This window comes from Streptomyces sp. NPDC006384 (assembly GCF_042870695.1).
Classification (GTDB): Bacteria; Actinomycetota; Actinomycetes; order Streptomycetales; family Streptomycetaceae; genus Streptomyces.
The window spans coordinates 130,656-144,495 of sequence record NZ_JBIAHR010000001.1; the positions used below are offsets into that span (position 1 = coordinate 130,656).

Annotated in this window: 15 protein-coding genes and 1 pseudogene; 8 read left to right on the top strand and 8 right to left on the bottom strand. The window is 73.5% G+C overall.

Translation table 11 applies throughout. From position 1 onward, the window contains the following. Positions 1-4: 4 nt before the first annotated feature. Positions 5-589: a TetR/AcrR family transcriptional regulator gene (locus ACFYOJ_RS00625; RefSeq protein ID WP_356552374.1), complete on the top strand. Its 585-nt coding sequence runs from the start codon at positions 5-7 to the stop codon at positions 587-589. Positions 590-881: 292 nt separating this feature from the next. Here ACFYOJ_RS00625 and ACFYOJ_RS00630 read toward each other — a convergent pair. The 4 genes and pseudogenes from ACFYOJ_RS00630 to ACFYOJ_RS00645 all read right to left on the bottom strand — a co-directional run. Then, positions 882-950 (bottom strand): annotated as a pseudogene (locus tag ACFYOJ_RS00630) (oxidoreductase); the annotation flags it as partial. Positions 951-963: 13 nt separating this feature from the next. Next, complete coding sequence (locus ACFYOJ_RS00635) at positions 964-1,695, bottom strand: chorismate mutase (RefSeq protein WP_356552372.1); 732 nt, start codon at positions 1,693-1,695, stop codon at positions 964-966. 7 nt (positions 1,696-1,702) lie between these two features. Continuing rightward, on the bottom strand, positions 1,703-3,079 hold the full coding sequence (locus ACFYOJ_RS00640; RefSeq protein ID WP_356552370.1) for an FAD-binding oxidoreductase: 1,377 nt from the start codon (positions 3,077-3,079) through the stop codon (positions 1,703-1,705). 159 nt (positions 3,080-3,238) lie between these two features. Beyond that, positions 3,239-4,048 (bottom strand): alpha/beta hydrolase, encoded by an 810-nt coding sequence (locus tag ACFYOJ_RS00645; protein WP_356552368.1) that lies wholly within the window; start codon positions 4,046-4,048, stop codon positions 3,239-3,241. 263 nt (positions 4,049-4,311) lie between these two features. Between ACFYOJ_RS00645 and ACFYOJ_RS00650 the strand changes: the two genes are divergently transcribed. The 5 genes from ACFYOJ_RS00650 (at position 4,312) to ACFYOJ_RS00670 (ending at position 7,505) form a co-directional block, all read left to right on the top strand. Next, positions 4,312-4,953 (top strand): TetR/AcrR family transcriptional regulator, encoded by a 642-nt coding sequence (locus ACFYOJ_RS00650; protein ID WP_356552367.1) that lies wholly within the window; start codon positions 4,312-4,314, stop codon positions 4,951-4,953. Between the two features lie 49 nt (positions 4,954-5,002). After that, positions 5,003-5,227: a hypothetical protein gene (locus ACFYOJ_RS00655; RefSeq protein WP_356552365.1), complete on the top strand. Its 225-nt coding sequence runs from the start codon at positions 5,003-5,005 to the stop codon at positions 5,225-5,227. 232 nt (positions 5,228-5,459) lie between these two features. Further along, the gene (dhaK, locus tag ACFYOJ_RS00660) at positions 5,460-6,452 is read left to right on the top strand and encodes a dihydroxyacetone kinase subunit DhaK (RefSeq protein WP_356552363.1); all 993 of its coding nucleotides are present in this window, start codon (positions 5,460-5,462) and stop codon (positions 6,450-6,452) included. Between the two features lie 50 nt (positions 6,453-6,502). Next, on the top strand, positions 6,503-7,102 hold the full coding sequence (gene dhaL / locus ACFYOJ_RS00665; RefSeq protein ID WP_356552361.1) for a dihydroxyacetone kinase subunit DhaL: 600 nt from the start codon (positions 6,503-6,505) through the stop codon (positions 7,100-7,102). Then, positions 7,095-7,505, top strand: coding sequence for a PTS fructose transporter subunit IIA (locus ACFYOJ_RS00670; protein ID WP_356552360.1), 411 nt, complete (start codon positions 7,095-7,097; stop codon positions 7,503-7,505). Before dhaL ends, ACFYOJ_RS00670 begins: the two co-directional genes overlap by 8 nt. A gap of 61 nt (positions 7,506-7,566) precedes the next feature. Here the strand turns inward: ACFYOJ_RS00670 and ACFYOJ_RS00675 are convergent, their stop codons facing one another. Beyond that, the gene (locus tag ACFYOJ_RS00675; protein WP_356552358.1) at positions 7,567-8,430 is read right to left on the bottom strand and encodes a glycoside hydrolase family 75 protein; all 864 of its coding nucleotides are present in this window, start codon (positions 8,428-8,430) and stop codon (positions 7,567-7,569) included. 362 nt (positions 8,431-8,792) lie between these two features. Between ACFYOJ_RS00675 and ACFYOJ_RS00680 the strand changes: the two genes are divergently transcribed. Together ACFYOJ_RS00680 and ACFYOJ_RS00685 are read left to right on the top strand one after the other, a co-directional pair. Next, complete coding sequence (locus ACFYOJ_RS00680; protein ID WP_388596061.1) at positions 8,793-9,803, top strand: fibronectin type III domain-containing protein; 1,011 nt, start codon at positions 8,793-8,795, stop codon at positions 9,801-9,803. A gap of 174 nt (positions 9,804-9,977) precedes the next feature. Beyond that, on the top strand, positions 9,978-10,559 hold the full coding sequence (locus tag ACFYOJ_RS00685; RefSeq protein WP_356552356.1) for a hypothetical protein: 582 nt from the start codon (positions 9,978-9,980) through the stop codon (positions 10,557-10,559). A 13-nt stretch (positions 10,560-10,572) separates the two neighbouring features. On the opposite strand, the gene ACFYOJ_RS00690 is transcribed toward ACFYOJ_RS00685, so the two are convergent. The 3 genes from ACFYOJ_RS00690 to ACFYOJ_RS00700 all read right to left on the bottom strand — a co-directional run bounded on the left by ACFYOJ_RS00690 (position 10,573) and on the right by ACFYOJ_RS00700 (position 13,670). Then, positions 10,573-11,127 carry a PadR family transcriptional regulator gene (locus tag ACFYOJ_RS00690; protein ID WP_356552355.1) on the bottom strand — a complete coding sequence of 185 codons (555 nt, stop codon included), beginning with the start codon at positions 11,125-11,127 and terminating at the stop codon, positions 10,573-10,575. A gap of 45 nt (positions 11,128-11,172) precedes the next feature. Then, complete coding sequence (locus tag ACFYOJ_RS00695) at positions 11,173-13,188, bottom strand: NADPH-dependent 2,4-dienoyl-CoA reductase (protein ID WP_356552353.1); 2,016 nt, start codon at positions 13,186-13,188, stop codon at positions 11,173-11,175. A 110-nt stretch (positions 13,189-13,298) separates the two neighbouring features. Further along, positions 13,299-13,670 (bottom strand): hypothetical protein, encoded by a 372-nt coding sequence (locus ACFYOJ_RS00700; protein ID WP_356552352.1) that lies wholly within the window; start codon positions 13,668-13,670, stop codon positions 13,299-13,301. Positions 13,671-13,840 lie beyond the last annotated feature (170 nt).

Consider the following 13,840-nt stretch of genomic DNA (forward strand, 5'->3'; position numbering starts at 1 on the left):
ACGCATGAGCCAGAGGACCAAAGAAGCCGGCACGTCGGAAGCGCGAGCACGACTGCTCAACACAGCGACCAGGATCTTCTACGCCGAGGGGATCCACTCCGTAGGCGTCGACCGGATCGTGTCGGAGGCACAGGTCACCCGTGCCACGCTGTACCGCCACTTCGCCGGCAAGGAGGATCTCGTCCTCGCCTACCTCCAGCAGGCCGACCGGGACCTCCGGGCACAGATCGAGGCGGCCCAGGCGGCCGAGGAGTCGGGGGCCGGCAAGGTCCGCGCCGTGTGCCGGGCCATCACCGCGGGAATCCGTTCCCCGGGCTTCCGCGGATGCGCGTTCCTCAACGCGGCGGCCGAGTACCCCGACCCGGAGCACCCGGTTCACCGGGCCGTCCTGGCTCACCGGCAGTGGTTCCAGGAGACCGTCACACAGCTGCTGTCCCAGACCGGCTCCGCACCCGCCGGTCCCGCCGGCCGGCATCTCGTCATGCTGCGGGACGGTGCCATGGCCTCCGGCTGCCTCGCCGACCCCGACATGGTCTGCGAGACCTTCCTCCAGGGCGTCGAGGAGATTCTCCGGGCCCGCGCCGCCTGACGGCCGCGCCGCTCGCCGCGGCCGTCAGGCCCCCATCGGGCCAGCCGCTCCTGGTCCTCCGCGACCGGGTCCCTCGGCCCACCTGCGGGATCCCGTACCTCCGGATCCCGTACCGGACGTGCCGGCCGGCGTGACGACTCGGGTTCCCGCAGCCGGAGCGGGTGTTCCCGCTGCGCCCATTCGCGCGTGACCGGACCGGTGCGCATGCCCCCGGCGGGCCTCCGGGCCGCCCACGGCCATGCCGATGCGGCCGGCGAGCACGCCCCCGAGGATCGAGGACGCACACGCCCATGTCCTGCATGCGCAGGGCGACCAGGACGTCCGCGCGGCGCGCCTGTTCCGGAGTGAGGCTCTCCGTACTCGATGCCGTCCTGTCATTCGCCGGGGCGGCACACGGAGTGTGTCGCCGTCCCGAGCGCCTGACGATGGAGCGGGTCCAGGTGCTCCAGCACGGCTCCCGACCCGGTGGCCAGGGCCGACTGCACCGTGCATGCGAGGGGCTTCTCGCGCAGTGCCTGCGTGTCCTTCAGTTCCTGGAGCAGGGCCGTGGTCAGCCGGTCGAGCTGCTCGCGGATCGGGCCCAGTTCGGGGCGCGTCGTGGGCGCCTGGTCCGGGTGAGCACTCCAGCGGGCGAACAGGCCCTTCTGCACGGCCTTGCTCGCGGTGATCTGGTCCTGGAAGAAAGCCACCGCGTCGTCGGGGTTCACCCCGGAAGCCTCGGCCTGAGTCCGGACCTGCTCGAGTACCCGTGCCTCGCGCACCGGGTCCTCGATGGGCGAGCCGGTGCCGAACTTGGACGCCGCCACGTCATCGCTCACGAGGAGGCGCTGGATGACGAGGTCCGTCAGCGGACCCAGCGGACCGAGGGGCTTGGCCGTACGCACCGTGCTGCTGACGGGTGCGTCGGCGTTCGCAGGGGCGTCGGCGGCCACGGCCTGAGGGACGGTCAGCACGGTAGCGGCCCCCAGAAAGCCGGTGATCGCGGCGTAGCGGGCCATGTGGTTGCGCAGGTTCAACGATCTGCCTCGGTTCTCGATGGACTGGGGAAGCGGGCCGCGCAGGGGCGAAGCCGCCCGCGTGCGGCGGAAGTGGTCCGTCTGCTTCACCGGGCCGTCACCGGGCTCGGGACGGGCCGGGCAGGGGGATGGCCTTGAAGATGCCGCACGGGTCGTACCGGTGCTTGGCGGTGAGCAGCCGCTCGGTGTTGGGGCCGTAGGCGTGTGCGATCTGGTCGGCCGCGTCCGGGCCGAGCAGGTTGGGATAGCCGCCCGGCAACGCATCGGGTTCGAGGGCGTGGGCCAGGTCGCCGGCCCAGGCTCGGTGCTCCTGCGCCCGGGAGTCGTCAGGCTCCCACCGGGCGATGATCTCGATCATCAGGTGCGGGTCGCGGTTGCCGAACGCCGTGTCCCTCACGGGCACCCGGGTCGCGGCACCGTGCAGGCTGTGCACGGACACCGCCGAACGGGGCGAGGTCAGGGTGGCACCCGCGAGGCTCAGCACGTCCCGCACTCCGGAGGTCAGGGACGCAACGGAACGCGTGCGGATCTCGACGTGCCGGCCGAAGGGGAACTGCGCGTCGATGGCCGCGAGCATCGCGGGCACGGTGACGCGGGCGACCTGGGAGACGAGAGGCTTGCCCAGGCCGTCCACCCGCGCCAGCGCGTGTTCCCCCGCTTCCTCATCGTCGCCGCTCCAGGTCGGCGAGAGGAAGACCACGGGCTTGCCGTCGGAGCCGGGCAGGACGCCGGACTGCACGGTCAGCTCGTCCGGGCACTCCTCCAGCACGTCCGCCAGGCCGGCCAGGACGGGCCCGGCCTGCTCCCAGGGGTACAGCACCATGCCGGAGAGCAGCGTCGGCACGGGGTGAAGACGTACGCGCATGGAGGTGACGACACCGAAGTTCCCGCCACCGCCTCGCAGGGCCCAGAACAGATCCGGCTCCCGCTCCGCGTCGGCCGTGACGACCGAGCCGTCGGCCAGCACGACCTCGGCGGACAGCAGGTTGTCCAGGGCGAGACCGAAGCGGCCGCTGAGCGGCCCGTAGCCGCCGCCGAGAGTCAGGCCCGCCATGCCGACGGAACCGGCGGTGCCGGTCGCCGCCGTCAGCCCGAAGGGCTGGGCCGCGGCGACGAGGTCGGCGGCCGTTGCCCCTCCCGCCACCTCGGCGGCCCTTGCCCCCGGATCCACCGACACCTGGCGCATCCCTGAGAGATCGATGGTCAGGCCTCCGTCGGCCAGGGCCCTCCCGGCCCAGTCGTGTCCGCCACCGCGCACGGTGAGAGGGACGCCGAACTCGCGCGCTGCCAGTACGGCGGTCGCCACCTCGGCCGGATCGGCGCACCGGACGATCACGCCCGGGCGGGCGGAGACGGCGCCGTTCCAGATGTGCCGGCCCGTGTCGTACTGCGCCCCGGTGGTCATCACCGAACCTACGGGGATGGTCCGCCGCAGGGTGTCGGTCAGGCGGCCGAGTTGCGGGTGTGTGGTCATGGTCGTGGCACCTCAGTCCTGGTGAACTTGGCAGAATCCGTGGGGAGCGGCGTCGCGTCGTGAGCCATGGCCGGACGGGGCCGCGGGGTGGCCGGACGGAGGCCGTGGTGCGGCCCGGACGCGGCAGCCCGGCCGGTGAGGCGGTCGTGTGAGGGTGTGTCACTCGGCGTTGCGGGCAGCCTCTTCGATGATCCGGGTGACGGTGGCGGGGCGGCTGATCATCACGGCGTGGGAGGCGTCGACCTCTTCGATGTGTGCGCCGGCACGCTGGGACATCGAGCGCTGGACCGCGGGAGCGATGGCGCGATCCTGGCGGGTGATCAGACTCCAGGCGGGAATGGTGCGGAAGGCTTCCCGGGCGCTGGCATCGGTGACGGCCTTGGTGTTGGCGGGCCGCTGGGTGGCCGCCAGCACCGCAGCCGTGGTCTTGTCGACGTCCCCCGCGAAGACCTCCCTGAAGTGGTCCGGATCGATGGACACGTCCGTTCCGTCCGGAACCGCCGTCGACACCAGCGGGATGGACGTCGAGGACCGGGCGGCCAGGTCCCCCACCGTCTCACCCTTCACCGGAATGAAACCGGCGATGTAGACCAGGGCCTTCACATCCGGGTCCGAGGCGGCCGAGTTGGTGATCACCGCACCCCCGTAGGAATGCCCCACCAGCACTACCGGGCCCTTGATCGTGGACAGGTAGCTGGACACGTAGGCCGTGTCGCTGGTCAGTCCCTGCAGCGGATTGGCGATGGCCCGCACCGGATAACCGTCCTTGCGCAGCCGCTCCAGCACCCGCGACCAACTCGAGGAATCCGCCCACGCCCCATGTACCAGAACCACCGTCGGCTTCACCGGCGCCGACGCCTCGGAAGGCCCTCGACCGGTCGCCAGCGCCGCCCCCGGAGCGGTCGTGACACCCAACAGCGTCAGAGCACCGGCGGCGAGCGCGATACGACGCGGAACACGGAAACCCATGATGTGACCTCTCGAAATCGACGACGGACCCACTGCGCGCGGACCCGGACACAGAAGGCGGGCGCTGCACAGACACGGACCGCAGCCGGCCGCAGATCCGCCGGCCGGGCAGCGGCGAACCACCCCACCCACCCGTCCTGTGACAGGCCTAGTGACACCAGGCCCGCCCACCGAAGGAGAACGTTCGGTGGCAGCAAGGGAAGCGTGCCGAACAGAACTTGTCAAGACCGAACGTTCTATCTCGCTTTTGCTAGCCTGACGCCATGCACCCGACCCCGGAAAGCGGAAGCGCCTCCGAAGCGCGAGCGCGGCTGCTCACCACGGCGACCAGGATTTTCTACGCGGAGGGGATCCACTCCGTCGGCATCGACCGGATCACCATGGAAGCGAAGGTGACCCGGGCCACGCTGTATCGGCACTTCGCGGGCAAGGAAGAACTCGTCCTCGCCTACCTCGATCGGGCCGACCGGGGAATCCGCGCCCGGATCGCCGCCGCCCGGGCGAGCAGCCCGTCAGACGTCGGCAGGGTGCAGGCCGTCACCGAGTCCCTCACCCACGGCATCCTGCAGCCCGGCTTCCGCGGCTGCGCCTTCCTCAACGCGGCAGCCGAATACCCCGACCCCGCCCATCCGATCCACCAAGCCGTCCTGGGCCACCGGCAATGGTTCCTGGACACCATCACGGAGTTGCTGGCACCGATCGGCGACGCACCCCCCGGGCCGGCCGCCCGCCACCTCGTCATGCTCAGGGACGGCGCCATGGCGGCCGGCTGCCTCTTCGACCCCGAACTGGTCTCCGCCACCTTCCTGAAGGGCGTCGACGGACTCCTCCTGGCCCGCGTCGGCTCGGTGACCGGGTCCGCCCCTCCCCCCTCCCTCGCCGGCACCACCGACCAGGCACCCTGACCCTTCCGGCCCCGCCACCGTGCCGGCCGTCCTGGGCCGCCACGGTGTCATGCACGTCAGCAGGCTCACCGAACCACGCGGTGCCGCCCCGTCCGCCACCGGCCGTCACACCGCCCGCCCCACCGCGCTGGACCGGATCGACCGCACCCCCGGCCCGGCCGACCGGTGCTCGCGCCTCCTGCGGCCGACCGCCGAAGGGCGCGCCCGCCACGCCGTACGGTGCAGGCGACGGGCCTCCCGCCTCTCCGGCACGTCCGAACGCCCGTGCACGTGACCTTCGCTCCCGCAAGGCCGATACTTCCGGCAGGGGGTCTCCCGTCGTCCCCCGTCCGCACGCCCAGCAGACGGGACGGCCCGACACCGTAGTCGGCACGAAGTCGGCACCACTTACCGCCGGCTCCGCTCACGACCGCTGCGGGCCACCTAGGTCGACACCTGCCCACAGCCACTCTCACCAGCCAGAACGCCAGTCGAAGACTCGCCCACCGCCCTCCCTGGAGGTATTAGTGAAGATGCTCATCAACGTCGCCGAGACCGTGGTCGCGGACGCGCTGCGGGGGATGGCGGCCGCCCATCCCGAGCTGACCGTGGATGTCGAGAACCGGGTGATCGTGCGGCGGGACGCCCCCGTGGCCGGGAAGGTCGCCCTGGTGTCCGGGGGCGGGTCGGGGCACGAGCCGCTGCACGGCGGGTTCGTGGGGCCGGGGATGCTGTCGGCGGCCTGCCCGGGCGAGGTGTTCACCTCGCCGGTGCCGGACCAGATGGTGCGTGCCGCGGCGGCCGTGGACGGTGGTGCCGGGGTGCTGTTCGTCGTGAAGAACTACACCGGTGACGTCCTGAACTTCGACATGGCCGCGGAGCTGGCCGAGGACGAGGGCATCCGGGTCGCGAAGGTGCTGGTCGACGACGACGTGGCCGTCACGGACAGCCTGTACACGGCGGGGCGGCGCGGTACCGGCGCGACGCTGTTCGTGGAGAAGATCGCGGGCGCCGCCGCCGAGGAGGGACGTCCGCTGGAGCAGGTGGAGGCGATCGCCCGCCGGGTCAACGAGAGCTCCCGCAGCTTCGGCGTCGCGCTGAGCGCCTGCACCACGCCGGCCAAGGGCAGCCCGACCTTCGACCTGCCCGACGGTGAGCTGGAGCTCGGCATCGGCATCCACGGGGAGCCCGGGCGGGAGCGACGGCCGATGATGACCTCCGGCGAGATCGCCGAGGCCGCGGTGGAGGCGGTGCTGTCCGACCTCGCTCCCCGCAATCCTGTACTGGTCCTCGTCAACGGCATGGGCGCGACGCCGCTGCTGGAGCTGTACGGCTTCAACGCCGAGGTGCAGCGCGTGCTCGGCGAGCGCGGTGTCGCCGTCGCCCGCACGCTCGTCGGCAACTACGTGACCTCCCTCGACATGGCCGGCGCCTCGGTCACCCTGTGCGAGATCGACGAGGAGCTGCTAGGCCTGTGGGACGCGCCGGTGCGGACGCCGGGGCTGAGGTGGGGGATCTGAGCGCGGACGCGGGAAAGGATGGCACCGTACCTACCAGGCAAGGAGATCCAGTGCTCGACGCCGATTTCTTCCGCCGCTGGATGACGGCGACCGCCGCGTCGGTCGACCGCGAGGCGCAGCGGCTCACCGCCCTCGACTCGCCCATCGGCGACGCGGACCACGGCAGCAACCTCCAGCGCGGGTTCACTGCGGTGACGGCCACGCTGGAGAAGGAGGCCCCCGGCACGCCCGGCGCGGTCCTGACGCTGGCGGGACGTCAGCTGATCTCGACGGTCGGCGGCGCCTCCGGGCCGTTGTACGGGACGCTGCTGCGCCGCACCGGCAAGGCGCTCGGGGACGCCGCCGAGGTGAGCGTGGAGCAGCTGGCGGAGGCGTTGCGGGCGGGGGTGGACGCGGTCCGGACGCTCGGGGGCGCGGCGCCGGGCGACAAGACCATGGTCGACGCGCTGGTGCCGGCCGTCGAGGCCCTCGGCGACTCGTTCGCCGCGGCCCGTGCCGCCGCCGAGGAGGGCGCGCGGGCGACCACGCCGCTGCAGGCCCGCAAGGGCAGGGCGAGTTATCTGGGTGAGCGCAGCATCGGGCACCAGGATCCGGGGGCCACGTCGGCGGCGCTGCTGATCGCGGGACTCCAGGAGGCGTCCGGTGAGTGACGGGAAGCTGGTCGGGATCGTGCTGGTGTCGCACAGCGCGCAGGTCGCGGCGTCCGTGGCCGAGCTGGCGAAGGCGCTGTCCGGCGGTGGTGCGGAGGTTCCCGTCGCGGCGGCGGGCGGCACCGCGGACGGCGGCTTCGGCACCAGCTACGAGCGGGTCTCCGCGGCCGCCGCGTCCGTGGACCGCGGGGCGGGGGTCGCCGTCCTCGCCGATCTGGGCAGCGCGGTGCTCACCGTGAAGGCGCTGCTCGCCGAGGGCGACGAACTGCCGCAGGACACCCGTCTGCTGGACGCCCCGTTCGTCGAGGGCGCGGTCGCCGCGGTCGTCACGGCGGCGACGGGTGCCGGCATCGCGGCGGTGGAGGCCGCCGCGGCCGAGGCGTACTCCTACCGCAAGGTGTAGCGGGGGACGGCGGGGGACGGTACGCGTGTCGTCCCCCGCCGTCCGGACGGCCGCCCACGCGTCACCGGGCGGTCCGGCCCCCGGCCGCGAACTTCCGGGCCAGCCGTTCCCCCGCCCGTTCGGTGGCGGCCGTGTCCTCGATGCGTCCGGTCCCGCTGTCCTTGAAGACGATGTACGTCACCCCGGAGGGGGTGCCGCCGCTGCTCGGGTCGGCGGGGACGCCGAGCGACTTCGCGGCGGCGTAGGACGCCTCGCCGATGATGCCGCTCGGTCCGACGTCGCCGACGACGGCGTATCCCACCCGGTCCCCGTGGACGACGGCCACGACGGACCCGCCGCGTACGCCGTCCTCGCGCGGGTTCCAGATGCCGCTCGGCTGGGGCACGACCACGTAGGGCAGTTTCTCGGCGTCCAGCGGGCGGCCGTCGGACCGTGTGTAGGCGGTGGCGGCGGTGAAGTGCGGGTCGGTGCGGGAGTTGCACCGGTCGCCGGGCCGGCCGTCGCAGTCGACGTCCAGGTCGGCCTTCCAGTAGACGGCGTCCCGGGTGCCGCAGACGGGGATGTCCGCCGGGGTCCCGGCGTCGCTGCGGTACCGGCCCCGCGAGACGGCCGCGCAGTCCCGGGTCCGGGCCAGCAGGTCGGCGGCGCGGACGGGTCCGCGGTCCGCGCCGTCCGCCGCCCGGGTGCCGGGGCCCGCCGGGGGACGGGGCCGCGTGCCGGAGCGGGAGCCGGCCTCGCGCGCGGGCCGCCGGCGGAGCGCGGTGCCGGGCGCGGACCGCTCCGGGGTCCGGGGGCCCGCCTCGGGCACCGGCCGCGCCGGGGGCTGCTGGGCTGCGGTCCGGGGCGGGGCCGGCGGGGCGGGGAACGTCGTGGGGGCGAGCAGGGCGGCGCCGGCCGCGACCAGTGTCAGGGACTGGACACGCACGTTGTGGCCTCTCCTGGGGGGCATGGGGGTCGTTCGGCCCCATCTGTCCCCGGTCCGGCCGCGGACACCACCAGCACAGGGCCAGACGGTGCACACCCGGGTGGGCGACCCGGGGGCGGGCGGGGCCGGTGCTGCGTCTTCCCGGCCCCGCCCGGCCGCCCGTGCCGGCGCGGCATCAGCGACGACAGCGGTCCGCGCCGTCGGCCGCAACGTCCCGTCCTGCGGAGGGACTTCGGCCGTGAGGGGACTCAGCATACGGAATGCCCCGGGGCGGCCGGGCACCACGCCCTCTTGATGTGATCGCGTCACGACGGCATATTGGTCCGGACCATTGCCGTCTGGCCGTCCCGGGAGGCAGAGCCGTGCGAGGCGTTCCCGTTCCCCCTCCCCACCACGTCCCGCGCCGTACCCTCCTTCGCCGCTGCGTCCTGTTCTGCGGCGCCCTCGTCCTGGTCACGTCCTGCGGCCGGGGCACGGGCGGTGACGGCGGTGACGGCGGGCCGCCGGGCGCTCCGACGGGCGTCACCGCGGCCGCGGGCAGCGCGACCAGCGTGCACGTGATGTGGAACGCCGTCGACGAGGCGGAGGTCTACGAGGTGTACCGCGACGCCGCCAAGGTGAAGGAGGTCCCGGCGTCCGCACGCATGGTGGACGTGACCCGTCTGCGCCCCTCGACCGCCTACGTCTTCACCGTGCGGGCCCGCGGCGCCGACGGGCGGCTCGGGCCCGGCAGCGAGGAGGTCCGCGCGACGACCCCGGCCGCGGCGTCCGCCGACCGCGCCGCCCCCACCCGCCCGCCGGGTGCGCACGGCCGGGCGGCGGGCAGCCGGGCCGTACAGCTCGCCTGGACCGCCGCGACGGACGACCGGGGCGTCGTCTCGTACGACGTCTACCAGGGGAACACCAAGATCCACAGCGTCGGCGGGGCGCAGACGGCCGCCGTCGTGACGGGCCTGCGTCCGGGCACCCGCTACACCTTCACGGTCCGGGCGCGGGACGCCGCCGACAACCTCTCCCCCGCCAGCACGCCCGTCCGCCTCACCACCCCCGGCACCGACGACGGCCGCGCCACCGCGCCGTCCGGTCTGCGCGCGGCGGCTCACCGCGCCGACGGCGGCTACCACATCGACCTCGACTGGATCCCGCCGCGTACGGACGGCGTGGTCACCGAGTACGAGATCCACCTGGACGGCAACAGGGCCACCTCGCTGGTGTACGGCGGTGACGCGCCCCGCGACCGGGCCGAGTACAGCTTCTACGCGGGACAGGAGGCCGGCGTCACGCACCGGGTGCGGGTCCGGGCGAAGCTGCCCGACGGTACGTGGGGCGGTTTCTCGGAGGAACGGACGGTGACGACGGGCCCGGCCAGGTGACGCACCGGCGTGCGGGGGCCGACGGGGGCCGACGGGTGTGTCACCTGGCCGGTCGCGCCCGGCATGCGGGTCCCGCCGGGGCCCTGTTGGCTGCCCCTGAGGGGGGCACGGGCGATCCGAATCTCGGCGGCACCAGGGATGTACCGCCAACCGTGCCGCCGGAGGGCAGTCCACATGCGCATCTCACCGCCACTCCTCCGCCGCGGCCCGATCGTGGCGGCCGCCGCCGTACTGCCCGCCCTGGCCGCCGGGCCGGCAGCCGCGGGGCCGGGGATCTCCGTGAGCACCACCGGGGACACCGTGTCGGTCACGACCACCGCCTGCGCCCGGCTGAACGGGAGCTGGGGCACGGCGTCGCTGCTCACCAGCGTCCAGGGCAGCTTCGCCGAGGGGCGCCAGGTGGCGCTGACGGGGACCGCCGCCGGCCAGTCCGCCACCTGGAACGGCATCGCGCCGGGCACCTACACGGTCGTCGTCGTGTGCTCGAACAACAGCACCGCCGGCACCCAGGCGGTCATCGTCTCCTCGGCACCCTCCCCCTCCCCCTCCGCCTCCGTCTCCGCCTCGCCCTCGCCGAGCCGGACCGCCGCCTCGCCGTCGCCGTCGGTGTCGCCCCGCGGGGTCCTGGGCGGGGTCGGCGGGGCCGTCAAGGACTACGGCACGGTCACCCTCGCGGCGGGCGGCGCGCTGGTCGGCGCGGGGGTCATCGCGGCGGCCTGGTTCCTGCGGCGCCGTTCGAAGCCCTACCGGTTCTGAGCCGCGCCGGACGTCATCGGGCCGGGTCGTCGCCGGGCAGCTCGGCGAACTCGGCCAGCGCGTGCCTGAGCCACTGGGTCCAGAAGGTCTCCAGGTCGATGCCGGCCCGCAGCACCAGGTGCCGCAGCCGGTCCTCGGCGCTGTCCCGGCCCGGCGGGAAGTCGCGCTTCTCGATCTCCTGGTACTCGGCCAACTGCCGTTCGTGCGTCTCCAGATGGCGCCGCAGGTCGGCCTCGATGCCGGTGGTGCCGACCACGGCGGCGGCCCGCAGCCGCAGCAGCATGGTGTCCCGCAGGGGCCGCGGGTCCTGGGCGGTGGCGGTCCAGCGGGCCAGTTCGGCGCGGCCCGCGGGCAGGACCTCGTAGCTCTTCCTCTGCCCGCGGGCGGGCTGCTCCGACGGCAGTGCGCGGATCAGCCCCTGTGCCTCGAGCCGGCCCAGCTCCCGGTAGATCTGCTGGTGCGTCGCCGACCAGAAGTAGCCGATCGACCTGTCGAACCGGCGGGTCAGCTCCAGCCCCGACGACGGCTTTTCGGCCAGGGCGGTGAGGATCGCGTGCGGGAGTGACATGGGCTCATCCTAGGGACGGGCCCCGCCGGCTCCCCGCGCTCTCGCCTACAGCGCCGCCGCCAGTTCGGTGCCCTGCTTGATGGCGCGCTTGGCGTCCAGTTCGGCGGCCACGTCGGCGCCGCCGATGAGGTGGGCCTTGCGCCCGGCGGCGACCAGCTCGTCGTACAGGTCGCGGCGCGGCTCCTGGCCGGTGCACAGGACGATCGTGTCGACCTCCAGTACGGTGGACTCGCCGTCGACGGTGATGTGCAGGCCGGCGTCGTCGATGCGGTCGTAGCGCACGCCCGGGACCATGGTGACGCCGCGGTGCTTGAGCTCGGCGCGGTGGATCCAGCCGGTGGTCCTCCCGAGTCCGGCGCCGACCTTGGTGGTCCTGCGCTGGAGCAGGTGGACGGTGCGCGGCGGTGCCGGGCGCTCGGGCGCGGCGAGGCCGCCGGCGGTCCGGTAGTCCGTGTCGACGCCCCAGAGACGGAAGTACGTCTGCGGGTCCTCGTGGGCCTTGTCGCCGCCGTCGGTGAGGAACTCGGCGACGTCGAAGCCGATGCCGCCGGCGCCGAGGATCGCGACGCGGTCGCCGACGGGGGCGCCGTCGCGCAGGACGTCCAGGTAGCCGAGGACGCTCGGGTGGTCGACGCCGGGGATGTCCGGTGTGCGCGGGGTGACGCCGGTGGCGACGACGACCTCGTCGTAGGCGGTGAGGTCGTCCGCGGTCACCCGGGTGTTCAGCCGTACGTCGACGCCGTGCGCGTCCAGCTGGGTGCGGAAGTAGCGCAGCGTCTCGTCGAACTCCTGCTTGCCGGGGACTCGGCGGGCGACGTCGAGCTGGCCGCCGATCCCGCTCGCGGCGTCGAAGAGGGTGACCTCGTGGCCGCGTTCGGCGGCGCTCACCGCGCAGGACAGTCCGGCGGGGCCGGCGCCGACGACGGCGACGCGCTTGCGCAGCCGCGTCGGGGAGAGGACCAGTTCGGTCTCGTGGCAGGCGCGCGGGTTGACCAGGCAGGAGGTGAGCTTCCCGCTGAACGTGTGGTCCAGGCAGGCCTGGTTGCAGCCGATGCAGGTGTTGATGGCCTCGGGGCGGCCCGCCGCCGCCTTGGCGACGAAGTCGGGGTCGGCGAGCATCGGGCGGGCCATCGACACCATGTCGGCGGTGCCCTCGGCGAGCAGCTGCTCGGCCAGGTCGGGGGTGTTGATGCGGTTGGTGGTGACGAGCGGCACGGACACCTCGCCCATCAGCCGCCTGGTGACCCAGGTGTAGGCGCCGCGGGGCACGGAGGTGGCGATGGTGGGGATGCGGGCCTCGTGCCAGCCGATGCCGGTGTTGATGATCGTCGCCCCGGCGGCCTCGACGGCTTTGGCGAGGGTGATCACCTCGTCCAGCGTGGAGCCGCCGGGGACGAGGTCGAGCATGGACAGGCGGTAGACGAGGATGAAGTCCTCGCCGACCGCCTCGCGCACCCGGCGGACGATCTCGACGGGGAAGCGCATCCGGTTCTCGTAGGAGCCGCCCCAGCGGTCGGTGCGGTGGTTGGTGCGCGCGGCGACGAACTCGTTGATGAGGTAGCCCTCGGAGCCCATGATCTCGACGCCGTCGTAGCCGGCCCCGCGGGCGAGGCGGGCGGTGCGGGCGTAGTCGTCGATCGTGCGCTCGACCTCGGCGTCGGTCAGCTCGCGGGGCACGTGGGGGCTGATCGGTGCCTGGAGGGGGCTCGGCGCGACCAGGCGGGCGTGGTAGGCGTAGCGGCCGGAGTGCAGGATCTGCAGGGCGATCCGGCCGCCCTCGCGGTGCACGGCGTCGGTGACGGTCCGGTGCCGTCCGGCCTCCTCCTCGGTGGTGAGCTTGGCTCCGCCCTCGTAGGGCCGGCCCTCGTCGTTGGGGGCGATGCCGCCGGTGACTATCAGGCCCACTCCCCCGCGGGCGCGGGCGGCGTAGAAGGCGGCCATGCGCTCGAAACCGCGCTCGGCCTCCTCCAGGCCCACGTGCATGGAGCCCATGAGGACCCGGTTGGGCAAGGTGGTGAAGCCCAGGTCGAGCGGGCTCAGCAGGTGGGGGTAACGGCTCATCGGGCCCTCCGTGCGCGGTGTCGTGCCTCTGTTGTAGAGGACGGCCGCCACCTTATGCAACTAGTTGCATAAGGTGGCGTCGCACACAGTCGGGGCCCTGCGGGCCCGTGTCAGCGGCTCTCCAGCCGCACGTGCAGCTCGCGCTCCTGGTCACCGGAGGCCATGCTCAGGTCCTGCACGGTGAACAGGGAGTCGAGGGTGGTGCGGAACCGTTCGACCGCCCAGTAACCGCCCTGCACGTCGGCGTCGACGGACGCCCCGAGCCGGGCGGGGTCGCACTGGCCCTGGTGGGCGTCGGCCACGTCGAAGGTGCCGAGCCACACGGTCGGGCGGACCTCGTGGCAGTCCCGTGTCACGTCGCCCGCGTGCCGGTCGGAGGCGAAGCAGGCGCACAGGGCGTCGAACACGGTCCGGGCGTCCTCCTTGCTGCAACCGCTCAGCTCCACCGAGACGGACTCCGGGTGCAGTCGCTCACCGTCCATCGTGATCGCTCCTCTCCTGGCCGGCACTGCGCCGCCGCAGGCCGTTCCCGGCACGGACGTCCCACTCCGGCCGTGCTCGTATCACCAGAAAAGCACCACATCGGGCGAAGCACTACCGGCGCGTACCGGAACAGACCGGAGCAGGCCGGAACGGAGAGGGACAGAGCGGA

What these genes read in the sequence shown, in the direction of transcription:
- ACFYOJ_RS00625 (WP_356552374.1), top strand. Translation starts at nt 5, where the DNA reads ATGAGCCAGAGGACCAAAGAAGCCGGCACGTCGGAAGCGCGAGCACGA.
- ACFYOJ_RS00640 (WP_356552370.1), bottom strand. Translation starts at nt 3,079, where the DNA reads ATGACCACACACCCGCAACTCGGCCGCCTGACCGACACCCTGCGGCGG.
- ACFYOJ_RS00645 (WP_356552368.1), bottom strand. Translation starts at nt 4,048, where the DNA reads ATGGGTTTCCGTGTTCCGCGTCGTATCGCGCTCGCCGCCGGTGCTCTG.
- ACFYOJ_RS00650 (WP_356552367.1), top strand. Translation starts at nt 4,312, where the DNA reads ATGCACCCGACCCCGGAAAGCGGAAGCGCCTCCGAAGCGCGAGCGCGG.
- ACFYOJ_RS00655 (WP_356552365.1), top strand. Translation starts at nt 5,003, where the DNA reads ATGCACGTCAGCAGGCTCACCGAACCACGCGGTGCCGCCCCGTCCGCC.
- ACFYOJ_RS00685 (WP_356552356.1), top strand. Translation starts at nt 9,978, where the DNA reads ATGCGCATCTCACCGCCACTCCTCCGCCGCGGCCCGATCGTGGCGGCC.
- ACFYOJ_RS00690 (WP_356552355.1), bottom strand. Translation starts at nt 11,127, where the DNA reads ATGTCACTCCCGCACGCGATCCTCACCGCCCTGGCCGAAAAGCCGTCG.
- ACFYOJ_RS00695 (WP_356552353.1), bottom strand. Translation starts at nt 13,188, where the DNA reads ATGAGCCGTTACCCCCACCTGCTGAGCCCGCTCGACCTGGGCTTCACC.
- ACFYOJ_RS00700 (WP_356552352.1), bottom strand. Translation starts at nt 13,670, where the DNA reads ATGGACGGTGAGCGACTGCACCCGGAGTCCGTCTCGGTGGAGCTGAGC.